Here is a 22599-nt window from a genome sequence, read left to right as displayed (position 1 = left end):
CGCTTGTCGGCGCCTGCTCACTTCAATAGCGGGTTCAGCTCGGCGTTTGCTGGGGGGCGGCAATGATCCGGCGTATCCTTGTCCTTGCCCTTGCGCTTGGCCTCCCCTGTGGACTCGCGTTCGCTGATTCCATCAGCAATCCTGGCACGGTGACATCCGTAACCTGCGGCCCCGGCTTGTCGGGCGGCACGATCAGTTCGAGCGGCGCCTGCGCTGTTTCGCTCTCGGTCTTTACCAATTCGATCGGCGCCAACGTCTCTCTGTCGAGTACCTCGACCTATTTTGATGGCCCAAGCGTTGCCCAAGGCAACACTGGGACTTGGCTTGCGATGGGGCAGGCAACTGTTAGCGGCCCTAGCGGAGACGTGATCGCTTGCAAACTGTGGGACGGAAGCAGCGTGCTTGACAGTAGCATCGTCACGATTACCGCGGCCAGCGCCACGCTTGACGTACATCTGAGTGGATACTTATCGGCCCCAGTGGGAAATCTGAAGATAAGCTGCAAGGACTCGACCTCCACGTCGGGGTTCATAATCGGTAACAACAGTGGCACCGGAAAAGACAGCACGGTCTCAGTTGTCAGGATCAACTGAATGACCGATCGGCAAGAAATAGCTATCCTCGGCCTCAAGCGTGAGCTCAAGACGACGCGCGAGAGAGTGCGCGAGTTGAAGGCTCAAAACATACGGTGGTGTTCTGTTGCGCATACTCTGAAAAAGCTGGCGGCACTCGACGAAGACAAATTCAAGAATTTGCTGCAGGCGGAATCTCTACCCTTCGAGTAAAGTTACTCGCCTAAAGAGCATTTCGGATGGGCTTTCCGGATCAGCCCCGCCTTTGAGACATTGGCGAAAAACCGTCTTTCCAGCGGCTTCACTGAATGAAGCCGAACCCGAGAGGGTATTCGGAAAGACGTTTCTCTATGGTTGCCTCACGCCCGGTCGCCCGACCGCTTGCTTATTTTGGAATTGTCATTGCTTTGCTTTGTGCGGCGTTGCTCAGCTCGCCGAGCTTTGCGCAAAAAACAAAGGCGCAACTCTCGACTGAGATCGGCACGACATTCCCGGATAATACTGCTGGCCAGATCACGCCGGCTGGCGTGCGGGCATTTCAGAATGACGTGATCAATTCGATCATGCCGAACGCTCCTGTCGTGAGTGGGAATCTTGCCTGCTTCAACGGGACCACTGGTCTCCTGCAGGATTGCGGCGTTGCTCCAAACACTCTGACGATTACCACTAGCAATCTTGCGAACGGCTCTGTAACCTATTCGAAGCTACAAAACGAAAGTGCATCGACGCTGTTGGGCAATCCCACGGGAGTACTCGCATCTCCGTCAGAAATCACGCTTGATCCTACACTATCGTTCTCTGGAACGACGCTGAAGTGCACGACCTTCGGATCGGCGCAGGCTGGCTGCGTGCCCGGCTCGGGCGGCGGCACAACGAACTTCCTGCGCGCTGATGGCAACTGGGCCACGCCAGCGGGAGCTGGGAATGTCTCGGGTCCAGGAAGCTCAACCAGCGGCGATCTTGTTACGTTCAGTGGGACGACTGGCACGATCGTCCAAGACCAGACTGCCATTTCTACCAATCAGCCAATAACGCTGGGCGGCCAAGTCAACCTGAATGGCACGAACTTCATTAATGGCGATGGAATTTTCGGAAGTGGCAAGCCGTGGTTTGATGTGAAATCGGCGCAGCACGGCTGCGCTGCCGCTGCAGGCGATAATTCGACGGACGATACAACTGCCATCCAGTGCCATATTGACTATATGCATAACACGTTCGGTGGCGGCACCGTCTATTTCCCGCCCGGGAATTACCTCGTCTCTGGCGGGGGAGTTGTCGTAAGAGGCGGAATATGGCTTTTGGCCTCGAGCATTGACTCGACATCGATCCAGGTTCACACGGACAGCATTGCGGTGCAATTCTACACATCTTCCGGAACATGTCCCGGCGGTGGTTTGAACGGTGGAATCGATAAGTTCAGCGTCTACGGGTACCAAAACGCAGCAACAACTCAGCCTGCCATATTCATCGGTGACAATTGTGTTGCGCACATATTGAATAGCCGCGTGTGGTTTGGGACCTTTGGGCTCAAGAACAACGGCACGGACGGGCTTGTCTTCAATAGTTTCATCTGCGGTTATGTGGGATGCGTTCAGAGCAGCGGCGCCAATTGGTATGTCCGAACGAAACTGGATGCGGTCTCTCCAGGAACGATACCAACTACCTACGGGTTTGTTCAGGGCGCCAACGTCCCTGGGTTGACCATTGCCGAAAATCACTTTCTGCAAACGGATCTGAGCGTGCAGGGTGCGACGTATTCGCTTTACATCGATGATGGCGCCAACACCTCGATCACTCATTTCGACGGCAGCGTCTTCGACTCGCCGATATTCATCAATCACGCAAAGTGGGTTCAGATCACCGGCAGTGAAGTGGGGTCGACCTCGTTCACGATCAACGCTGGCACGTTGATGATGACGGGCACTGGAGCATTTGGCGCCACGACTGTTAGCGGCGCCGGTGCCAAGGCCTGCGCGGCCAACGCCAACTTCACCAACTGCTGAGCGCCAGGCACGCTGCGGCTTCAATTGAATATCCCGCTCCACCGCCTAGGCTGGAGGCCGTGGGGAGCGGTGGAGCGGTTAGCCAGAGACCAGCGCGGCATCTGACGGCCGTTAATTGCGACGATGGTTCGGGCGCATTGCTGACGGATGCGAGGCGGCAAGTAGTCACCGACGCACCCCGACGTGCTCGTGATCAGCCGATGATCCGGTATTTCTTAGCGGCCTTCTTGCGCATCGACGGCGCTGGTTGTGGCTTTCCAGCCTGCAGCGCCTGCACCATGGCTATCCGCGCCATCATCACGATTCCGCGCTTCTCTGCCGCGGCGATGAGGCACGCAATTGCAGTCTGCCAGTGATCGAGCTCCGCAACTGCGCGGGGCAGCGCAGTGATGTGCTCGGCAGCATCGCGCAAGGTGCGCAACGGCTTGCCTTTGGCGAGCGCAATCGGGTCGTCGAATTCGATGGACCAGGACATTCGGGCTGGGTACTCAGGAACTGCCGGTCATATAGGGCGACGGCCGCGAATGCGACTCTACGGGTCCCAGTCTTTGATGCTGCGCCGCTTGTCGACCTCGAAATCCTCGGGCAGCTCGGGCTCGGTATCATCGTCCGCCTTGTTGCAGACCGGGCAGGGCTCTCCAGGCGCGCCGCACTGACAGCCGCGGGGGCTATCGATCCAGGGCCTGTCGGGATGAGCCTCGCAAACCCAACGGGTGTTATCGCAACGCGCGCAGAATCTCATGTGATCCAGATAGGCGCCCCTAGCGAAAATGCGAATCGGGTAGGATGTATGCCTCGCGGTTGATGCCTCACGACTGCGCCGGACCCGCAGTCACGCAACTCGTCTGTTTGGCATCACGTAAGCAGTCCCGGCTGGCCGCGTTTTGCCGGTTAAGTCGGTCTGCCAGTCTGGCCGGACATCAGCGCTGTGGCTCCGGAGTTACAGCGAGCGTCCATACCGGGGCCAGCTAACCAGACTCGCGTGTGGTCCGCTGCTTAGGCGTTGGCTCCCCAAGCCCGGCGGCCGCCACTAAAGTGCCTCTGTATGGCGGCTCATTTCGTGAGACGACGGCGCGACCATTGGGATTTTCCGAGCTAGAGCCAGTATGCGATGCGCGCACGCGTTCTCTCGAAAAACCAGAAGGCTAACAGCGAGCCGGTGACCGCCATGAAAATAAGAGCGAGATAGGTGTTGTCCGGCGGTGCTTTCCCCAGCATCGGCGCGCGCACCGCCTCCATCAAGTAGTAGAACGGATTCAGCTCGACAATGAAGCTGAGGCGCGGCGGCAGATGATCTGGCTGATACATGACCGGTGTCACGAAAAACAGGATTTGCAGGAAATTGATGATGATCGGCGGCAAGTCGCGAAAGCGAGTGCAGAGCACGCCGACAATGAGCGAAATCCATACGAAGTTGACGAGCATCAGAGCAAGCCCAGACAACAACAGCAAGAGATGCCAGTTCAAAAGTGCCGGCTGCCACACGTAGAGAAGAAGCATGACCGAGAGGTTGTGTGCGTTAATGACGAAGTTGCGAAAAATCGTGCGGAAGATGTGCAGCGATTGCGGTATCCCGCCCTGCTTAATCAGGCCCTCGGCCCCGATGAAAGCTGTCGCGCTCTCGTTGATCGTCCCCGTGCAGAAATTCCAGACAATGAAGCCGGCAGAGAGATAGGGAAGGAACGAATGAACATCCTGCTTGAAAAGGCCGGAATAGACAGTACCGAGCGTTAGCACCAGGATCGACATGCTAATGGTGATCCAGAACGGACCGAGTACGGCGCGGCGATAACGTTGCTTGACATCGAGCCAGCCGAGCGAAATCCACAGCCGCCATCGCCGCAACCCGTCAGCCAAGTCCTTAATAGTCGCGGCCCGCCTAGACGCGCCAGCGCCAAAGTGGGCGGCGGTCGGAAGCTCCCCATACAGCTTCCAATCCAAGTCATGCTCTATCCTAGTCACTTGCCCTCGCGTTGAAAAACTCCACCGGAACAAGATCCTTTCGTGCCGATAACCCTTTCGGCCGCCCGTGGACAAACCCGTCCATCTGTCTCGCAAGAGCAGACCTGCGCGCTCAACGACAAGATAGAGCACAAGGGCAACAATCCAGATCGCCGGGATGGACAAACCTGACATTATGGCTCCCCGGCCGTAATGTCTCGATTCGGCTTGACGTCATGACTTTGGCCCGCTGGCCACGCGAGCTACCGTCATCCCCTCGCGATCCGACGGGCTACGCGTCTGAGCAGGGTCAAAATACGATTCTTGACACTCGAACGGGCGCTACGAATGGAGATGCGAGCTGCGCGACGCCACAATATGAACCGTTGAGTGCCGGCAAATGGACGGGACAGCAGGTCGACGTTCGAATTGCGCAGGTTCTCCGGTTGCCGAGCTGCGCGCTTTTTAACAAAAGCGATGTACGGTCCGCAGACCTTGTCGAGCTCGACTTCCGCGGCCTTCCACTCGGGGCCGATGTCTCCAGCATGCAGCCGGACATAATCTGACGTCTGCAGCAAATGAAAATTCAGCCCCCAATTGATACTGATCCATTCGATCAGCGTGCGGATACGGATTCGACGAGTAGCCCCGCGCAAAATCGGATAGTCCTGTGAGTAGTTCATCTCTGTAGGACTGCAGATGAACCCGCAATCGGAATCCCGGATGATTTCGATGTCATCGGCGTTGCGCGCAACCAGCGCTGGATAATTCCAATCCCAGGTCGACTCGATATCTGCCACCGGTGGCGCGACCTTCACCGCCAGCGGATGCATGACGTTCCAGCGGCCAACGTAACCGTCCTTCAGGCGCACCAGAGTTTGAGAGGGCAGTTCATGCCAGACCCGCGACGGACAATTGATGACGACCGAAGTCAGCAGAGGATGCTCATGCTGCATGATGGCGCGCACGAGCTCTCGAGGCTTGAGAGACGATACTCCGGATGCCTGCAGGTAGGCATTAAAGCCGGCTTGGGTCGCTCGCAATGTCGGAACGATGACGGCCCGAGCGCCTTCACTCAGGCGCTTGCGGGCGTAGCCAAAAAGACCATCGGCGAAAAAGTCGTCCGCCGTCAAAAAGAAGGCCGCCGTTTCCTTTACAATCCTACGAAGTGCAAGGTTCGCAGCGCGCGTCTGTCGCTGATACGATGTTTCTCCATTGATTGCTTGATGTCGAATGAAAGAGACAGATGCAATCTTTTGCAGCTTTGCGAATGCATCGCTTGACCGAATCCGGCGTTCATCATGGGCCGTGGTTACGATGACGTACTCGACCTCGCCGCTCGCGAAGGCGCCAAGGTTTCCTTCAGACAATTGCGAGGGGAGAGTGACGTGAACGTAAGTGTCGACGTATGGCTCGCCCCAAACCGGCGTGATGAAGGTATACGGTCTCGAATAGCGATCGGCCCTTTGCGTAGGGGATGACGGACTTTCGTGGTCAGGAGATGAGGTTTCCTCCCCTGCGCCCCGATCGCGAAAACGAATGCTTGATCCGACCTCGTCACGCGCTGATATCTTGTCTTTCCCGTGCAGCGTGAAATATCGGCCGTCATACGGCGTCTTAAACGCCGTATTGGACTGCTTACGGAGAGCAGCCATCACGAGCACGTCCTCGGAACACCTTACGTCATAGGCGGCCAAGAACTCTTCCGAGTACGGATACAGCGCGTCGTTTATGCTCAGATACAGCCCTAAGATCTCGTAGCCATTGGCAGTTGCAAGATCCAGAAAGAACGAAGGATTGTAATTGAACATCCCGTGGTTCTGATAACCCTGAAACGGGAGACCATGCAGCATAACGCCGTCAGGTGCAGTCAGATTGTGCACATTCAAAAAGGCGGTGTGCTGATTCAACAAGTGCTCGGTGGTGCCGTGATTGGTCACCAGATCGAACTGATCGTCGAAAGCGTACTTCTCCCGAATGTCGAAGTTTAGATCAAACGTCTTGGCCCCGTGCTTTCCATCGAGATCGATACACTCGTATCGTTCACAGCCGATCGCCCTGTAAAAATCTCCAGGGGTGGAGATGCTGGAGCGATCCAAAGCAAACTCACGGCGGATCGCGCTGCGAGCTTCCGCGGGCGTCGGTGCGAAATCCTGACTGCCCAATTCCAAAACGCTGAAGCCTTTGGCGAGAAATCCCTTTTCCTGAATAATACGGGTTAATTGAATAGCATGCGGACCTACACCCATCCCTTGCCCCACGTGCCGCATACCGCGGCTAAATCACCGATTTAGCGATCAAGCAAAATCGATTCCAGATTGCATAGATTCTAGGTTGTATATGGCGCCGCCCGGTAAAGTCAAACCGTCGGAACCGCCGACTTGACAGCCGGCTATGTTGAGCAAAGCTGCTGTGTTATGATACCTATTGTACAACAGAGCGATACTATCTTACCATGGACGGCGGGCTCATCCTCGTGAAACGGCCCTCAACTACATCGTGCATTCACGATCCGCGAGTGAATACGGCCATCGGTTGCAAACAGGCGCTAAGGCTCCCCTAATGATCCCCGCCGAGACCGGAACGGCAATTGTCCTCGGGAGAACTCAGCGGGGATCGCTGTGAATCCAGCGCATATTTCGGCAATCTGACGCCGATGACCAACAAGCGCTCTGCCAACGCGACTAGCGGTGTCTCACCATGGCCACGCCGCGACTAACGGCCACTGGCTATGCTTCGCGCTGACTGGATCCCCGTATCGGCCACGATCGCAGGCTGCAGCGTGTTCTGTGCTTCGCTCCGCGGCTTTGTCTGGCTGATGAAGCCGTCGACGGCTTTGCCGATCTGGCGCGAAATGCGGATAGCCTGTCCGTCTACGAAAGGAGTGGCGAGCGCCGCTGCGACTACGCAGACTGCGATCGTGGTTGGAAAACAAACCGCGGCAATCACCGCCACACCCTGTCCCTGCATCAACAGGACCAGCCAAGCCGTGAAGCTGCAGAGAAGGGGAATATGCATCAGATAGAGCGTGAAACTGATCCGGCCAAGGAATTGCGCGACCGTCGAGCTGAAGAGCCGTTGCACAGCGAACGAGTGCAAGACCCCAAACACCAGAAGAGATGCCCCGATTGAGTGCCAGTAACGCGCATTATCGAGGGTGAAGATGCGAGGCATGAGCAGATCATACCAAGGCAAGGGGTCATTCGGTAACGCATCCGGCATTGAACAAAAATAGCAGCCGATAGCGAACGCCAAGATCGGCAGCCAGGTCGGCGACGCACGATCATGGATCTTGCCGTGAAACTCGCGAAATAATGCGCCGATCACGAAGAGGAGGACATACTCCGAATAGAAAACGGCACCAAAGAGCGCGTAAAGCACGGCTCTCTCGCGGGCGTTTCGGCCGATCGCCCCGATCGTAAGGATGTACAAAGAGCCGACGAGCTCTGTCCGCATCGTCCAGATATTGCAGTTGTACTCCGCAGATCCGGTCAGGAACGTTCCGATCAGCGCCTCGAACGCCATCACCCGGCCAGATGGCCCGAACTGATACCAGTGTCCGAGCCAGGCGCTTCCTAAAATCTTGCTGGCCTGCGCATTGTGAAATAGCCCGAACCGCAGGAGAAGGTACGCGAAAGTTGAGATTAGCAAGATCGGCAGGGCCAGGCGAACATAGCGCCGCACGATCTGCGCAGTAAATCCAAGCCGCGTGCCGGCGGCGAAATCGGCCATGACGTAGCCGCTGAGAACGAAGAAGATGCAGACTGCGGAGTTGCCGTTCCACAGCAATCCGATCGGCGATTTACCGACCCCAATGGCGAACTGAACCAGTGCCGGATCCGCCAAACTGTCGTTGGGCTGGAGAGTGATGATGGCGGGTATGACCGTCATAATCGTGTGGCTGATCAGAACGGTGAGCGCCGCAACACCTCTGAGACCATCGAGATAGCGAATGCGCGCTTCCTCAGCGCGTCCGGCGACATGAACGTGCATATACCCACCCATCGCGCGTCAGTGGTAATACCGCATTCCCCCTGCGGCAGGGCTGCGCGAACTGACCCCGACGGTAACAACTCACCACCTCGCCGGCAACCACAACGAGCGAAGCTTCCCCACGAACTTCCAGACGGTTGTAATTTGTCGGAACCGGTTGCAGTTCATTGCGATTTATTTCCGCACGAAGGGCGGAGCCACGTAATCAACGCTGCCTGTGTCGCCGCAATGGTTAAGAGCAGGTCGCGAACTTGTTGCGGCGGTCTCCAGAACCAGCCCTTGGCGACGGCAAACTCAAGGGCCGCCTTGTATTCGGACGGAGTGCCCCTGATCGCAGGGTCCGTTAGAAAAGGCCAGTTGATCTTTTCGATGTGGATCCGGCCGTCCTGGACCGCTTGGACCCTGTGGGCGATTTCGAGGAGCTTGCGCGCGGCGACCTCGGGATCGGCGAAGGGGCGGTCGCTGACGAATTTCATGGTTCGGAATTAGCTGCTTCGCTCACGACGCGCAATACGCCAACAGACTGCACCCTCTTGGTCCGCTGAATGCGGAAGCTCAGACATGAGCGATACTTCCGAGATGGGCCCAGAGGGAGACAAGCGGAACAAGGTCCGCTGGAGCCACCGCCCTCACGTCGGTAGGGCCGCAACTTTTGACATAACGGCTCGCAAAACGTCATTCACGGTAGGGCAGCGATAAGCCGCGAAGCGCGAGCGGGGCGTTGCAGTGAGATTGATCCGCTCCTTGGCCATTTCCTTCAAGGGTAGCAAGAAGTAGTCGATAACCTCTCTGTTTGTTTCCTCGTCCAGTCTCAGCGCCAAAATAAGTCCGGCAGGCTCGATTTTCCGTCGATGAACCAGCCAAGCGGGCGCGTGACGCGGCGCGACATAGTAGCGTGCTATGCGCAGCGAGATGGTCAGTCTGCTGTCAACTGTCATCACCTTAGTTTCGGCGTCGAAAATGGCGGCGGCACCAAACGCTCTGATGCGAGTGGCAAGGGCCGATGCCTGCCTCAACAACTCGCCGTCGGATTGTTGGCGCGCGTCAAGGTAGTCAAAATCGCGTTCTGAATTGACATAGCCGACACGGCGGAAGGCTTCCCGCAAGCTGCCGAACCGATATGCATAGAGGGCGGCGCTCGGCATCCCGTCCATCGCTGCCATAATCGAAACACTGAGCTTTCTATGCACTGAGAGGGCCTCTTGCAGCTTGTTTAGAAGGTGCTCATCGGAGAGCCTGACATATTGGTCTTTCAGTAATTCTTGAGCTTTGAGGAAAATGCTCTTGTCAACAATCGGTTCGTACAAGCCCGTAGCTCTAATCCACAGCTCTGGCGGGTTCTTCTTCATCACCTGCTTGAGCCGGAATGACTTGCGATTGTAGACGCTGTTGCCGATGTACGCCTCATTGCTCAAGATGTTGCCGATCATCGCGTCAGACCACGGCGTTCCCCGATGGTTGGGAATTTGTTCATTGTTGAGCAAGCGGGCGATTGACGCTTGGGACCTGCGGTGAACGACATACTCCCGAAAAATTTGGGCCACGACTCGTTGCTCGCGCTCCGGGCCGGGCCGGACCACGACTCGGTCCGTATGCAAATGCTTACGCTGGCCCTTGGCCAGAATGCATCTCGAACGCCCATCTTCATCGACCAACTCGCGCTGGAGCCCATAGCTAACGGCGCCACCCTGCTTAAATCCGAGGCTGGCTACGCGGCATGCGCCAGTGTGGACCTTCACCGAAAGCTCCCTTGAGTATTCGGCCGCCATTACGCGCTTGAGGTTCTTCACAATGCTCGCGATGACGCTACCATCGTTGTCGAACTCCTCGGCGCAGTAGCAAACCTTGATCCCCGCCTGACGGCAGATGAACTCGTAATAGGCGCTTTCATCGACATCCTGAAATCTGCCCCAACGGCTCACGTCATAGACAAGGATGTGGTCAAAGTCTGCCCGACTATTGCGAACATCATCGATCAGTTCAATCAAGCCCTCGCGGTGGTGAATACGAAGTCCGCTTCTGCCCTCATCCGCATACGTGCGAACAATCACGAGGCTATGCTGCGCGGCATAGACTGCCATGGCGGCAGCTTGGTTTTGCGTAGAGTAGCGCTGATGGTCGGTCGACATGCGGACGTATTGGGCGGCGCGACCAGCGTTTGTCGGCGACAACACATCGGACGATGGGCGAACGATCAATGCGTTAGCCATTTCGTGCCTCCCTGCCTTGCTGGACTGAGCCTTGGAACCGCAGCGAAATCGAGCGCTCTGTTGTGTCCGCAATGGGTCACGGTTGGAAGTGTCCGAGACCGAGATCGTCCGCCCTTGCTTACAAGCGGACGTACTAGACCGGCCCAAACCTACGCCGCCGCCCGGTCTTCCTTCTCCGCACCACGCATCACGATTTGGAGCGCGTCATCCGGGAGAGGCCGCTGTAGTGCCTTCGCCTCGTCCCACGGCGCCTGCATCCATACGTCGCGTTCTTCCTCTGTGGTCAGGATCACAGGCATTGCCTTTGGATGGATCGGCTTCACGACGGCATTCGCCTCGGTTGTTAAGAAGCCATAGACCTGATGCGGTCCCGGGATAGGCTTCGACTTGGTCCCGCGGTCGCCGTTGAACGTGGTCCAGATGCCGGCGAATGCGAACAGCGGCCGGTCCTCATTGAGCGCGAACCACACGACGTCTTTCTTTTTCGTCTCGGGGTTCGGCTCCGGCGCGTACTCGGCGAAGCTGTTGGCCGGCACCAGGCAGCGGTTTTCGGGCTTGAGCCACATGCGCCAATGCGGCGAGGACGTGTTGCGGATGTTCGTGACCGGCGCACCGCCCATGCGCGGCGGAGGCGGCATGCCCCAGCGCATCGTCAGCATCTCGGTTCCAGTCTCGGTGTTGCGGATGACCGGGGCCGGGTAGTCAGGAAACACTCCAGGCATTGGCGGCAGGTTGCCGACGTAGCGGTTGACGACCCGAAACAGGGCGATAATGGCGGCTTGGTTAGTTGTGATGCTGTAAAGATTGCACATGATGCCGCCGTTATGGATGAGCGTTTGCGTCGTCCGAGCAATTGGCTGGTCTGCCGCCGGCCCGGATGCACACCCTGTATAACCAGGGTTCAACGTAGCTGCCCTTCCATATTCCTCGCCCGGATTGCTCGGCCTTCCTTTGAGCCGCGCCGTACTTTCCACGGGAGTATTCCGGCCAATCTAAAGCGAGACCGTTTCGTACCAGCCATTCGCCAAGATCGGCGCCCCCGACCATACACATCGCTACCGTCCGCCCATATCGGTCGAGACTGATTGGATTACAGTTCACAGGCCGCTGGGCAATGAAGGAATCTAGATCGTTGGCTGCTTGGGCGCCACAGCGATATTGCTCGCTGTCATCGCCGCGGCAGAGTTGGGTGCTTTCGGGGGCATCAATTCCCCAGAGCCGGATGCGATTGCCGTGGATCTCGAGGGTATCGCCGTCGACGATGTTTGCTTGCCCAACTAAGTCATCAGCCTCGGCGGGCGCCATCACCGTTAGCATCGAGGCGGCGAACAACAGGCCCGCGCCAAATTGAGCCCGTGGAATACTGTGGTAAGAACTGCATTCGCAAAGCACTGGTATGCCCAAGCCGTTCCGGGCCTCTAATCCTAGTGGCGTTGAAAACGGCGGCTGGGTTCGCTGTAATCTAGCCCATGAACAGCACGAAGTCGCGTGAGGTAATTTGGGGTGGGCGCGTCAGTGCGGCCAGGGTGAACGCCGAGGCCGCCCGTAAGCGGGCTACGGAGGCCATCCGTGAGGCCGATCGAGCCGAGGCTCACGCCTGGTCCCTCCGTATGGAAGGCTTTGGGGGACCTGCCCAGCCATCCCCCACGATCGCTCAATGCCTCAATGGTGGTTATGGCTGGCTGGAGGTGAAGTGTCATCGCTGCGAGACCAAGGCGAGTATCCCGTTGGACGCGATCCGCCGTCCGCGTAGCACCCCGATTTGGAAGCTGGAGGCCTCGCTCAAATGCCGATCATGCCGCAAGGGCAGGCATGCTCCGCCCGTGCATATGATCAGGCTAACCGAGGAACGGGAGATTACGCCCTATGTTTGGGTACATCCGGACGAAGATCGATAGACAGGCCCGCTCGGTGCTATCCTAATTAAATTAGGAGAGAGGCCGCCAACTGAGGCGGCCTCTTTGATTTAATCAGCCTGCAGAAAGCACCAGGAAGGAGAAAGTGGTGTTTGCATTACCGCCATTCAGATAGCCGACCACCCTGAAGTCGGTATTCGTCACGTCTCGCACATAAACATTCGTCCACTGGGTGCCATCGCCCGCCAAGCCTGCACTTGTCAGTATCACAATAGGAGGATTCTTTAGGGCTATAGGGCGCAAAAATGCGAAATTGAACACGCCGGGTTTATCACGCGTGAGATGGACAGACCCGGAGGGATATACACGAAGGTCGTGTGGTGGTTTCTGCCGATCATCGACTTCGCCGTAGCAAACTATCGCTGGACCATTTGACATTGCAAAAGCTCCATTGCTGTACAAGCGTCGATAGTGGCGCACTTAGGATGCTACTTCATGCCGATCTGGGGCTCAAAGGCTTCGTGTGACATTCGGAATTAGGGCACTCCTTTACTCAACTTAGGACACTGGGGCCTAAATACGGACAGTACCCCCGAACGACGCCGGTCCCATGGCGTCCAGTCATCGTCAGCAGCTCCAAAAGACACGCTTAGCCCGCCTTCGGCCTATCGCGCGGACTAAAGGGTTCTACGCGGCCGTCCGGATAAATGATCTTGTTCGGCTGGCCATTTCGATAGACCAGGATGCAAGCGACCTCATCAGAGTGAATCAAGGTCTCGCCTGGCTGTGGCGTATATCCGTAAATGTCCTCGGTTTGAGAGTGCATGGTGGTGTTCCCTTGGTTGTACAACAAGGGACCGAACCGAGCCTATATCCAACTAAGTCGTTGAAATCCTTGGTGAGCGCGCTGGGGATCGAACCCAGGACCCCGTGATTAAAAGTCACGTGCTCTACCGTCTGAGCTACGCGCTCGCTCCCCTGACCATGGTTGCCGCATCCAAGGCGTCGCGGCTTGTCTTGGACCATGCTCCGGCCCGCGCTGTGTAGGGGCCGATCCCTCGCGGGTCAATAGTTGCGAATGGGACCCTTGCAAAGCGGGCCTCTGCCCGCATTCCGCAACTCCAGGCAATCGTTACGCGCCCTTCTTAAAAGATAAAGGCACGAATCGTCAAAACCATCCAACCCAATCAGCGGCCGTCGCGCGGGACCTCGCTGCCGGCGCGCTGGGGCGGGGCGACCGGCAGCGCCACCGGGCGCAGGCCGATCAGTTCCGCCGTACGCACGGCGGTGTTGCGCCAGAAGGCAAAAGAGTTCGCCCGTGAGAGCTCCAGCGTGGCGATCGCGACCGCCGACAGGAAGGGCAGGCTCTCCAGCACCAGGACCACGGCGAAAATATAGATCTCGTGGATCTGCCGCGCGCTGTTGGTGGCGATCAGCACGCCCGCGCCGGCCAGCAGCAGCGCGGCGATCACGGCCTCCCAGAACGCCTGGAACTCAATCGACATCCGCGACAGCCCGCCCTTGGATGTCCGCGCAAAGGGCAGGTGCTCAGTAATCAGGCCCTGCGCAACCGCGCGGCACACCGTCCATTGCACGCTCATGGCCGCAATCATCGCGCCCAGCATCTGCCCGGTCTTCACCGGTACCCGCAGGCGGTACATCACCAGGAAATGCCCGAGCGAGACTACGAAGGCCGCGATGATCGGCAGCGTCAGGATGCGGTCGGGAATGGCGATGTCGGCAAAGGCCACGATCGGCACCCAGATCAGGTTCAGGATCGCCACCAGCACGCCCAGGCTTTCCGCGCCGAGCCAGTTCAGCCAGCCGAGCGAGAATTCGCGCTTCTGATCCGGCGTCAGCCGGCTCGCGCCGGGCAGGAAACGCCGCCAGTGCTTCTTGACGATCTGGAAGCCGCCATAGGCCCAGCGATGGCGCTGCTTCTTGAAGGCTTCGTAAGTGTCGGGCAGGAGGCCCTGGCCGTAACGGCTGTTGGTGTAATGCGTGAGCCAGCCGAGTTCCTGGATCGCAAGGCCGAGATCGGTGTCCTCGCAGATGGTGTCGCTCGACCAGCCGCCGGCCATGTCCATGGCCGCGCGGCGGATCAGGCACATCGTGCCGTGCACGATGATGGCGTTCTCCTCGTTGCGCTGGACCATGCCGATGTCGAAGAAGCCGGCATATTCGCCGTTCATGACGTAATGCATCAGCGAGCGGTCTTCGTCGCGATGGTCCTGCGGCGCCTGCACGAGTCCGACGCGCGGATCGTTGAAGACCGGCACCAGATCCTTCAGCCAGTCGGGGTGAACCACATAATCGGCGTCGATGATGCCGACGATCTCCGCGTCAGCCGCCGTGCGGTCCATGGCGATGCGCAGCGCGCCGGCCTTAAAGCCCGAGACCTTTTCGGCATTGATGAACTTGAAGCGCTCGCCGAGCGCGCGGCAGTGATCCTGGATCGGCTGCCAGAACGCCGGATCCGGCGTGTTGTTGATGATGACGACGCATTCGAAGTTCGGATAGTCGAGCCGGGCCAGCGCATCGAGCGTCTGCTTCAGCATCTCCGGCGGCTCGAAATAGGCCGGCACGTGGATCGATACTTTCGGATATGCGGCGTCCGCCGGATTGGCGCGCATGTTCCTGCCCTTGACCAGCAGGCGGCGCGGCAGATGGCCGAATGCGACGGCCGCGATCTCCTCGATCCGTGCCATCGCGATCAGGATCAGCGGCACCAGCAGGATGAGGCCCAGGGTCAGCGCGAACGCCGAGCCGAACACGAAGTAATGGCCGTTCCAATAGGCGAACACGGTGGCGATCCAGGCGCCGACGCCGTTGGCGGCGGCCGAGAGCACCAGGGCCTGCAGCGCGGTCGGCGCTGCCATGCTCAGGATCGGCAGCGACATCAGGATGCCGACCAGAAGCGCGATCGTGGCGAGCTTCCAGTAATCCGGGTTCACGATCGGTCCGGTCCAGGAAAACTTCGGCTCGCGCGCGGCGTTGAGGACGCCCCAATAGGGGCCGACGCCGCCCTCGAAGAATTTCCAGGGCTGATCGATCGCCTCGACGATGTTGTATTCCATGCCGATGGATTCGGCCCGGGTAACGAAATTACGCAGGACCTTGGCCTGCTGGAACGGCCCGGGGTCGGCATTGAGCAGATTGTAGCCGGCGCTGGGCCAGCCGAACTCGGCGATGACCACCCGCTTGCCGGGATATTTCTCGCGCAGCAACTGGTAAAGATAGACGGCCTGGTCGACGGCCTGGGCGGAGGAGAAATTCTCCCAATAGGGCAGAACGTGCGCGGCGATGAAATCGACGTTCGACGCCAGCGACGGATTGTCGCGCCAGATGTTCCAGATTTCGCCGGTCGTGACGGGAACGTTGACCGATTTCTTCACCCGCTTGATGAGCTCGATCAGGTCGTCGACCTTCTGTTCGCCGCGGTAGATCGTCTCGTTGCCGACGACGATGCCGATCACGTTGCTATTGCGGCGGGCGAGGTTGATCGCGGCCTCGATCTCGCGCTCGTTGCGATCGGAGTTTTTGTCGATCCACGCGCCGACGGTGACCTTGAGCCCAAACTCGGCGGCGATCGGCGGCACCAGCTCGACGCCTCCGGTCGACGAATAAAGACGGATCGCCCGCGTTATCGTCGCGAGCTTCTTCATGTCGGCGCGGATGCGTTCGATCGTCGGGATGTTGTCGACGTCCGGGTGGGCCGTGCCTTCGAACGGTGCGTAGGAGACGCTGGGCAGCATGCCCTTGAAATCAGGCGCCTCCTGCTTGTCCTGAAGAATCCCCCAGAGCGCCGCGTGAACGGCGCTGACAAACAGCAGAACGGCAACGACGGCGCGCATCGCGACTAGACCAGATGGGGCATGCAGTGGGACATGCGAACCTGTCCCCTAGGTTCGACCGCCACGACGGCGACTAAAGGATAGTCCTGCCACGCCATTAAACAACTGATATGACGCCATGGCGTTTTAAGGGCGCAGCATTCAACTCGCATGGTCCAGATGGTTGCTAGCCCATCAAACCTGAACGCGGGCTGACTATTTCGCGGGCGGCTGCGGCGAGGCTTGCGGCTGCGGATTGGCCGGAGTTGGCGTCGGCGCGGGAGTTGCACCTGCGGTCGCGGGCGGGTTCGACGGCGCGGCCGCCACCGCCTGCGGCTGGGCGCCCGGATTGATCCAGCAGGCGTGGACGTGATCCCGCAGACTGTTGGGGACCTTGTCGTCGATCTGGTTGGCGAAACGGGTCAGGCAGCGGAAAGCCGCCTGGATGTGGCCACCGGGGCAGCCGAAGCGGTCATAGAGATCGAGGTGACGGAAGGCGGTGTCGAGATCGTCGACCCAGACGAGTTGCACCACGCGCCGGCCGAGCCAGACGCATTCGGGGTTTCCGGCAGGGCCGTTGATGGCCTGCGCCGCTTCGACGAACTGGTCGATCTTGTGCTGACTCTCCTTGGCCGCGTCGGCCTGGTTGGCGGCGGGTTTGCCCGATTGCTCCTGGGCCTTGTTATCGCCACTTTGGGCGAAGGCAGTTCCGATGCTCAAGAGGGCGATGAGCCCGAGGACAGCGAGACGGCGCACAGTGATGTTCTTAAGCTCAAGCACCCGTCGACGCATGGATTCCCCAATTGTTGCAGTCCTTCCGCCGCCTCCGCCGCGGATATGACCGGTGATGCCGTTCAAATGGGTCTCCAATGCGGCAGAGACGCAACGCTGATCCCATGACCTGTATTTCGGATTTTGTCCAGCAAAGTCACAACTTTATCGCTTTGTGGTAAAATCCTGTGACGACTGGTCTGGAAAGAAGGCGCTTCCGGCTCTTGGCAGACGGCCGGCTTCCGGCTAATCGACGCTTCCCCCGCCTGGAGGATGGAACTGATTTCTTTTCGTACGCCACTGGCGCTGTTGCTCGTCTCGTTGGGCGCGATCGCTGCCGTGTGGTGGTGGCTGGCCACGCCCATCATGCTCGAGCGCGCGCCGATCGATCCCAGCGCCAAGCTGCAATGCGTCTCCTACGCGCCGTTTCGCGACGCGCAGTCGCCGCTCAGCGGGAATGTCCATATCTCGGCAGAGCAGATCGAGCAGGACCTGAGGCAACTCGCCAAGGTCACCGAATGCGTGCGCACCTATTCGATCGAGTACGGGCAGGATCAGGTCGCGGGTATTGCGCAAAAGGTCGGGCTGAAAGTCATCCAGGGCATCTGGCTCAGCAACAGCCGCTTCAAGAACCTGAACCAGATCGCGACCGTGGTGAGGCTGACCAAGCAATATCCCGACGTCATTACGGCCGTCGTGGTCGGCAATGAGGTGCTGCTGCGCGGGGAGATGACGGTCAACGATCTGGCGGCCACCATTCGCTCGGTGAAATCGCAGGTGACGGTCCCGGTCACCTATGCGGACGTCTGGGAATACTGGCTGAAGAACCGCGAAATCTACGATGCGGTCGATTTCATCACCATTCACATCCTGCCTTATTGGGAAGACTTCCCAATCCGCTCCAAATTCGCCGCCGCCCATGTCGATTCGATCCGCCAGCAGATGGCAGTGGCTTTTCCCGGCAAGGAGATCCTGATCGGCGAGACGGGATGGCCAAGCGCAGGGCGGATGCGCGAAGGCGCGCTGCCGTCGCGGACCAACCAGGCGCGGGTGGTCTCGGAGATCCTGTCGCTCGCCAAGCGGGAGAATTTTCGCGTCAACCTGATCGAGGCCTACGACCAGCCCTGGAAACGGCAGCTCGAGGGAACGGTCGGCGGCTTCTGGGGCCTGTTCGATGCGGCCCGGCGCGAGCTGAAATATCCGCCCGGCGTGCCGATCAGCAATTATCCGCTCTGGAAGTGGCAGATGGCGGCGGGCATGTTGATCAGCGTATTTGTGTTCGCCACCGCGCTTCTCACGCTACGCCGTAGGCCCTGGACGCCGCGGTTGAGCTCCTGGATCGCGGTGGGGATTTCCGCGACCACGGCCGGAATCCTGTTCGGTGTTGCCGCCGACAAGATGTTCTATGAAAGCTACGGTTGGGGCGGCTGGCTGCAATGGGGCGCGCTGTTCGCCGCCGGGATTGCCTCACCCATCCTGTGCGCCAATGCGCTGGTGTCCGGACGCTCGCTGCCGACCTTCCTGGACCTGCTCGGCCCGCGCGACGACAAGCGCCGCGAGGCTTTGACCCTGGTCTTGGGGGCGGCCTTGATTGTGACCGCAGTGATCGCTTGCGAAACTGCGCTCGGCTTTGTCTTCGATCCGCGCTACCGCGATTTCCCGTTTGCTTCGCTGACGATGGCGGTGGTGCCGTTCGCGCTCTTGACGCTGAACCGGCCGCAGCAGGGCCAGCGCCCGCTCGCGGAAGCCGTCTTCGCCGGCCTGCTCGCGATGTCGGCGATCTATGTCGGCTTCAACGAGGGCCGGGATAACTGGCAGTCGGTGTGGACCTGCGCAATCTATGCGCTGTTCGCTGTCACGCTGTGGCGGGGGCGGGCCGCGCAAAGCCTAAAATGAGCAGGCCGATCGCGATCCCCGAGAGCGCGACGTTGTAGAGCACGATCCCAAGGCCCGCCACGATCAACCCTCCCGTCAGCAGCACGATGGAGGGGCGGATGACGTGCAATGCCGCGATCACCACCGCGACGATGCCGAACACGTTGTTCTTGAACAGCGCCGTCGCGACCGAGCGCGACGTGCACAGCACGGTCCGCAGGCCGGCATCGCAGGCCAACGCCACGGTCGAGAACTCGATCGCGAGATAGCGCAGGTACAGTGCATAGCCGACGCTGACGAAGCCCACGATAAGGAGCCATTGCACCTGATAGGGCGTGAGCCGGAACGGAGTTTTCTTCATGCCTGATCGAAGTCGAATGGAGGCGAAACGACGGTGTGCCCCGGCTGATCCTGCCGGGGCTTGCAGACCTACACCCAACCCGCTGCAAAGACGAGGGTAATTTAATGCCTGCCGAACAGCGTCGAAAGGGCGGATGGCTGCTCCGGCTGCGGGGGCGGAGGCGGGGGTGGGGCCGCGGCCGCCGGCGGCGGTTCCTCTTTCTTGGCGTGCTTGCTCCGCTTGTAGAAACCTTGCTTGGCCTCGGGCAGTGGCTTGGCCGCCGCCGAAAGCGGCTGACTCTCGTCGCCCGTCATGGCCAAACGCTGACCATCATAGACCGTGGTTTCGCAACCGTGCTTGTGCTCGACGAGCGCCGCGCAGATCTTTGCGGCCGTCGCTGCATCCTTGAGCGGGCCTGCCGCCAGATGGAGCTGCATGCCCAGCCCGTTATTGCCTTCCTTCACCATGATGATGGGGCTCAAAGTGGCGAGAGCTGCGTTTGAATGCCGCACCCCGCGCCAGAGCGCGCGCAGGCCGCCGAGCGAATTGGCGCTGCCCAGATCCACCGCAAAATCCGTCCGCTGCACATCGACCGTAACCGTCGCTTGCTCCGGCGCTTCTGAGTTTTTGGCCGACGCCAAGGCGGTCAGTTCGGGCGGTGGCCGCTGCGAAGCCGCCGGCGGCGCAGCCGAGGGAGTCGCCGGCGCGTTCGTGCCTTTGGCGTCGGCCGTCTTTACATCAGGCGCTTTTGCATCGGCCGTCTTGATATCGTGTGTTTTAGCATCGGCTATCTTGGTAACGGCTGCCTTAGCCTCGGCGATCTTGGCCTCGGCGATCCTGGCATCGGTGATCTTGGCGTCGGCCGCCTTGACCTCGCCCGCCTTGATCTCGCCCCCCTTGGCCGGCTCGGCTGGTTTCGCTGCGGCCGGCTCGGGTGGACCGATCATGGATTTCGCCATCAGCGATGCGGCGGCTGCCGGGTTTAAAGGCGCCGCCGATGCGTTCGCGTTTGTGGCCGCTGATGCAGGAGCCTGCGTTTCAGGTTTGGCCGCGTCCGCGTGTGATTTATCCGCGGCAAGCGGGGCTGCCGTCGTGGTCGTCACCGGGGCCGGAACGGGCGCCGGGACTGCTGTTGCGACACTTTGCGCGGCCGGCTGCGTCACCGCACTTTGCGCCGACATGGGCGGGACGGCGGAGGCTTGCGGCGCGGGTGCCGCTTGCGGGACCGGGCTCTGTTTTGCGAGCGCGCCGGTGACCGAGTCCAGTCCTTGCTCGAGCACCGTGACGCGGGCAAACAGCCGGTCGCGGTCGCTGTTCAGCGTCTCGATCGCGGAAACGAGCCGTCGCGTCTCGTTCTGGCTTTCGCGCGCGAGCGCCTGGATTTGCTGGGCCTGGCGCGCGAGATCGGCGGCCGCAACCTGCTCGCGCCGCCAACCCAGCGACGATTGGTTGGAGACGACCGCGAGGACCACGGCGCCGACCGCGGTCACTCCCCAGGTCCCAATCCTCAATAAAGCGCGCCGGTCGAATTCATTCTCTTCGGCGAAAAGCCCGGACAGAAGCCCGGGATTTTCGAGCTCGAAGGCGCCGGCCTTTTTGTCCGTTTCCTTTGCCATACGAAGGGGAACCTCAACGAATCACAGGGAAACATTAACAGGAATTGGCGGCCGATCTTGAATCCCGGACATTTGCGGGGCGGGAAAAACGCTTTATGACGGCGCGCTGACGACAAGTTTGCGAAAAGGACAGCAATGAACGCTCGATCCAGCCTGACAGTGGTGCTCGCGGCCGGCGAGGGCACGCGGATGCGCTCGCAATTGGCGAAAGTATTGCATCCGATCGCCGGGCAATCGCTGCTGTCCCATGTCCTGCAGGCCGCGCCCAAGGGCGCTGGCGCCTCGCTTGCCGTGGTGATCGGGCCTGACCATCAGGCAGTGGCCGATGAAGTGAAGCGGCTTCGTCCCGACGCCTCCATCTTCATCCAGCGCGAGCGGCTCGGGACAGCGCATGCGGTGCTGGCCGCGCGCGAGGCGATCGCACGCAGGCCTGACGATCTGCTGGTCGCCTTCGGCGACACGCCCTTGATCTCCGCTGCGACCTTCGAGCGGCTTCGCGCACCGCTGAGCGAGGGCGCGGCCCTTAGTGTCCTCGGCTTCCGCGCCGCGGATCCCACCGGCTATGGCCGACTTCTGCTCGAAGGCGGCCGGCTCGCAGCCATCCGCGAGCATGCTGATGCCAGCGCGGCGGAGCGCAAGATCGACCTGTGCAATGCCGGCGTGATGGCGTTCGCCGGCGACAAGGCGCTTTCTATTCTCGAAAAGATCGGCAACGCCAACAGCAAGGGCGAATATTATCTGGTCGATGCCGTCGCCATCGTGAGAGACATGGGATTGGAGGCCGTCGTGATCGAAACAAACGAGGATGAAGTGCGCGGCATCAACACCAAGGCACAGCTTGCGGAAGCGGAGGCCGTCATGCAGGCGCGGCTTCGCCAGGCTGCACTCGATGCCGGTGTCACCATGATCGCGCCTGAGACGGTTTTCCTCGCCACGGACACGCAATTCGGAAAAGACGTCACCATCGAGCCATTCGTGGTGATCGGGCCCGGCGTGACCATCGGCGATGGCGCGGTGATCCATTCCTTCTCGCATCTGGTGCAGGCCGAGATCGGCAGCCGCGCATCGGTCGGACCTTATGCGCGCTTGAGGCCGGGGACCTCGCTCGGCGACGGCGCAAGGATCGGCAATTTCGTGGAAACGAAGGCGGCGCGGCTGGAAGCCGGCGTCAAGGTCAATCACCTCTCTTACATCGGCGATGCCGAGGTCGGTGCCAACACCAATATCGGCGCCGGCACCATCACCTGCAATTATGACGGCTTCTCCAAACACAAGACCATGATCGGCAAGGGCGCCTTTGTCGGCACCAACTCCTCGCTGGTCGCGCCGGTGAAGATCGGCAACGGCGCCTATATCGGCTCGGGCTCGGTGATCACCAAGGACGTGCCCGACGATGCCATGGCCGTGGAGCGCAGTCCGCAAAGCATCCGCGAGGGCGGTGCGACGCGCTATCGCGAATTGAAGACGAAGGACAAGAAGCCGAAAGACTGAGCGAAAGAATAGGGGCAGTGCACTAGTTTCTTACATCCCATTCGTCGAGGTTCGGGCGCCTACGATTATAGACGATCACAGACAGGTGGCTGAAGACT

General features: G+C 59.8%; 19 protein-coding genes and 1 tRNA gene. 6 read left to right on the top strand and 14 right to left on the bottom strand.

The features are described 5' to 3' along the window. The first annotated feature begins 62 nt into the window (after positions 1 to 62). From P6U23_RS21135 to P6U23_RS21125, 3 genes are all read left to right on the top strand, one after another. Complete coding sequence (locus P6U23_RS21135) at positions 63 to 593, top strand: hypothetical protein (protein ID WP_407174534.1); 531 nt, start codon at positions 63 to 65, stop codon at positions 591 to 593. Continuing rightward, positions 594 to 785, top strand: a complete 192-nt coding sequence (locus tag P6U23_RS21130; protein WP_407174533.1) for a hypothetical protein — start codon at positions 594 to 596, stop codon at positions 783 to 785. It abuts the gene before it with no gap. A 95-nt stretch (positions 786 to 880) separates the two neighbouring features. Next, positions 881 to 2575, top strand: coding sequence for a glycosyl hydrolase family 28-related protein (locus P6U23_RS21125; protein ID WP_407174532.1), 1695 nt, complete (start codon positions 881 to 883; stop codon positions 2573 to 2575). A 193-nt stretch (positions 2576 to 2768) separates the two neighbouring features. On the opposite strand, the gene P6U23_RS21120 is transcribed toward P6U23_RS21125, so the two are convergent. The 8 genes from P6U23_RS21120 to P6U23_RS21085 form a co-directional block, all read right to left on the bottom strand. Next, positions 2769 to 3050, bottom strand: a complete 282-nt coding sequence (locus tag P6U23_RS21120) for a hypothetical protein (protein ID WP_407174531.1) — start codon at positions 3048 to 3050, stop codon at positions 2769 to 2771. Between the two features lie 620 nt (positions 3051 to 3670). Next, positions 3671 to 4516: an ABC transporter permease gene (locus P6U23_RS21115; protein WP_407174530.1), complete on the bottom strand. Its 846-nt coding sequence runs from the start codon at positions 4514 to 4516 to the stop codon at positions 3671 to 3673. A 269-nt stretch (positions 4517 to 4785) separates the two neighbouring features. Continuing rightward, positions 4786 to 6765 (bottom strand): hypothetical protein, encoded by a 1980-nt coding sequence (locus P6U23_RS21110; RefSeq protein WP_407174529.1) that lies wholly within the window; start codon positions 6763 to 6765, stop codon positions 4786 to 4788. Between the two features lie 466 nt (positions 6766 to 7231). Beyond that, positions 7232 to 8509: an acyltransferase family protein gene (locus tag P6U23_RS21105; RefSeq protein ID WP_407174528.1), complete on the bottom strand. Its 1278-nt coding sequence runs from the start codon at positions 8507 to 8509 to the stop codon at positions 7232 to 7234. A 164-nt stretch (positions 8510 to 8673) separates the two neighbouring features. Next, the gene (locus P6U23_RS21100) at positions 8674 to 8985 is read right to left on the bottom strand and encodes a hypothetical protein (RefSeq protein WP_407174527.1); all 312 of its coding nucleotides are present in this window, start codon (positions 8983 to 8985) and stop codon (positions 8674 to 8676) included. 153 nt (positions 8986 to 9138) lie between these two features. After that, complete coding sequence (locus P6U23_RS21095; protein WP_407174526.1) at positions 9139 to 10719, bottom strand: recombinase family protein; 1581 nt, start codon at positions 10717 to 10719, stop codon at positions 9139 to 9141. A 149-nt stretch (positions 10720 to 10868) separates the two neighbouring features. Further along, complete coding sequence (locus P6U23_RS21090; RefSeq protein WP_407174525.1) at positions 10869 to 11531, bottom strand: SOS response-associated peptidase; 663 nt, start codon at positions 11529 to 11531, stop codon at positions 10869 to 10871. Positions 11532 to 11541: 10 nt separating this feature from the next. Beyond that, entirely contained in the window at positions 11542 to 12024 is a 483-nt protein-coding gene (locus tag P6U23_RS21085; protein ID WP_407181532.1) for a thermonuclease family protein, read from the bottom strand. Positions 12025 to 12188: 164 nt separating this feature from the next. Here P6U23_RS21085 and P6U23_RS21080 point away from each other — a divergent pair, with 164 nt between their 5' ends. Then, positions 12189 to 12617: a hypothetical protein gene (locus P6U23_RS21080; protein WP_407174524.1), complete on the top strand. Its 429-nt coding sequence runs from the start codon at positions 12189 to 12191 to the stop codon at positions 12615 to 12617. Positions 12618 to 12689: 72 nt separating this feature from the next. On the opposite strand, the gene P6U23_RS21075 is transcribed toward P6U23_RS21080, so the two are convergent. The 4 genes from P6U23_RS21075 to P6U23_RS21060 form a co-directional block, all read right to left on the bottom strand. Next, positions 12690 to 13013 carry a hypothetical protein gene (locus P6U23_RS21075; protein ID WP_407174523.1) on the bottom strand — a complete coding sequence of 108 codons (324 nt, stop codon included), beginning with the start codon at positions 13011 to 13013 and terminating at the stop codon, positions 12690 to 12692. Positions 13014 to 13471: 458 nt separating this feature from the next. Further along, positions 13472 to 13547, bottom strand: a tRNA-Lys gene (locus tag P6U23_RS21070). Between the two features lie 215 nt (positions 13548 to 13762). Then, positions 13763 to 16429: a glycosyltransferase gene (locus P6U23_RS21065; RefSeq protein ID WP_407174522.1), complete on the bottom strand. Its 2667-nt coding sequence runs from the start codon at positions 16427 to 16429 to the stop codon at positions 13763 to 13765. Positions 16430 to 16624: 195 nt separating this feature from the next. Further along, positions 16625 to 17200: a beta-1-3, beta-1-6-glucan biosynthesis protein gene (locus tag P6U23_RS21060; protein WP_407174521.1), complete on the bottom strand. Its 576-nt coding sequence runs from the start codon at positions 17198 to 17200 to the stop codon at positions 16625 to 16627. Positions 17201 to 17452: 252 nt separating this feature from the next. Here P6U23_RS21060 and P6U23_RS21055 point away from each other — a divergent pair, with 252 nt between their 5' ends. Further along, complete coding sequence (locus P6U23_RS21055) at positions 17453 to 19075, top strand: beta-(1-6) glucans synthase (RefSeq protein WP_407174520.1); 1623 nt, start codon at positions 17453 to 17455, stop codon at positions 19073 to 19075. Here P6U23_RS21055 and P6U23_RS21050 read toward each other — a convergent pair. Together P6U23_RS21050 and P6U23_RS21045 are read right to left on the bottom strand one after the other, a co-directional pair. Then, complete coding sequence (locus tag P6U23_RS21050) at positions 19035 to 19415, bottom strand: hypothetical protein (RefSeq protein WP_407174519.1); 381 nt, start codon at positions 19413 to 19415, stop codon at positions 19035 to 19037. The genes P6U23_RS21055 and P6U23_RS21050 overlap by 41 nt on opposite strands. A 101-nt stretch (positions 19416 to 19516) precedes the next feature. After that, positions 19517 to 21010, bottom strand: coding sequence for a hypothetical protein (locus tag P6U23_RS21045; RefSeq protein WP_407174518.1), 1494 nt, complete (start codon positions 21008 to 21010; stop codon positions 19517 to 19519). A gap of 135 nt (positions 21011 to 21145) precedes the next feature. Here P6U23_RS21045 and glmU point away from each other — a divergent pair, with 135 nt between their 5' ends. Beyond that, positions 21146 to 22501, top strand: coding sequence for a bifunctional UDP-N-acetylglucosamine diphosphorylase/glucosamine-1-phosphate N-acetyltransferase GlmU (gene glmU / locus P6U23_RS21040; RefSeq protein ID WP_407174517.1), 1356 nt, complete (start codon positions 21146 to 21148; stop codon positions 22499 to 22501). Positions 22502 to 22599 lie beyond the last annotated feature (98 nt).

The organism is Bradyrhizobium sp. STM 3562 (assembly GCF_045571435.1).
In the GTDB taxonomy this organism is placed as follows: Bacteria; Pseudomonadota; Alphaproteobacteria; order Rhizobiales; family Xanthobacteraceae; genus Bradyrhizobium.
This window is presented reverse-complemented; position numbering and strand designations above follow the sequence as displayed.

Excerpts from the sequence above, each read along its gene's own strand:
- P6U23_RS21125 (WP_407174532.1), top strand. The coding sequence starts at position 881 with ATGAAGCCGAACCCGAGAGGGTATTCGGAAAGACGTTTCTCTATGGTT.
- P6U23_RS21100 (WP_407174527.1), bottom strand. The coding sequence starts at position 8,985 with ATGAAATTCGTCAGCGACCGCCCCTTCGCCGATCCCGAGGTCGCCGCG.
- P6U23_RS21085 (WP_407181532.1), bottom strand. The coding sequence starts at position 12,024 with ATGGCGCCCGCCGAGGCTGATGACTTAGTTGGGCAAGCAAACATCGTC.
- P6U23_RS21120 (WP_407174531.1), bottom strand. The coding sequence starts at position 3,050 with ATGTCCTGGTCCATCGAATTCGACGACCCGATTGCGCTCGCCAAAGGC.
- P6U23_RS21135 (WP_407174534.1), top strand. The coding sequence starts at position 63 with ATGATCCGGCGTATCCTTGTCCTTGCCCTTGCGCTTGGCCTCCCCTGT.
- P6U23_RS21095 (WP_407174526.1), bottom strand. The coding sequence starts at position 10,719 with ATGGCTAACGCATTGATCGTTCGCCCATCGTCCGATGTGTTGTCGCCG.
- P6U23_RS21110 (WP_407174529.1), bottom strand. The coding sequence starts at position 6,765 with ATGGGTGTAGGTCCGCATGCTATTCAATTAACCCGTATTATTCAGGAA.
- P6U23_RS21130 (WP_407174533.1), top strand. The coding sequence starts at position 594 with ATGACCGATCGGCAAGAAATAGCTATCCTCGGCCTCAAGCGTGAGCTC.
- P6U23_RS21080 (WP_407174524.1), top strand. The coding sequence starts at position 12,189 with ATGAACAGCACGAAGTCGCGTGAGGTAATTTGGGGTGGGCGCGTCAGT.
- P6U23_RS21050 (WP_407174519.1), bottom strand. The coding sequence starts at position 19,415 with ATGAAGAAAACTCCGTTCCGGCTCACGCCCTATCAGGTGCAATGGCTC.
- P6U23_RS21045 (WP_407174518.1), bottom strand. The coding sequence starts at position 21,010 with ATGGCAAAGGAAACGGACAAAAAGGCCGGCGCCTTCGAGCTCGAAAAT.
- P6U23_RS21060 (WP_407174521.1), bottom strand. The coding sequence starts at position 17,200 with ATGCGTCGACGGGTGCTTGAGCTTAAGAACATCACTGTGCGCCGTCTC.
- P6U23_RS21075 (WP_407174523.1), bottom strand. The coding sequence starts at position 13,013 with ATGTCAAATGGTCCAGCGATAGTTTGCTACGGCGAAGTCGATGATCGG.
- P6U23_RS21055 (WP_407174520.1), top strand. The coding sequence starts at position 17,453 with ATGGAACTGATTTCTTTTCGTACGCCACTGGCGCTGTTGCTCGTCTCG.
- P6U23_RS21090 (WP_407174525.1), bottom strand. The coding sequence starts at position 11,531 with ATGTGCAATCTTTACAGCATCACAACTAACCAAGCCGCCATTATCGCC.
- glmU (WP_407174517.1), top strand. The coding sequence starts at position 21,146 with ATGAACGCTCGATCCAGCCTGACAGTGGTGCTCGCGGCCGGCGAGGGC.
- P6U23_RS21105 (WP_407174528.1), bottom strand. The coding sequence starts at position 8,509 with ATGCACGTTCATGTCGCCGGACGCGCTGAGGAAGCGCGCATTCGCTAT.
- P6U23_RS21065 (WP_407174522.1), bottom strand. The coding sequence starts at position 16,429 with ATGCGCGCCGTCGTTGCCGTTCTGCTGTTTGTCAGCGCCGTTCACGCG.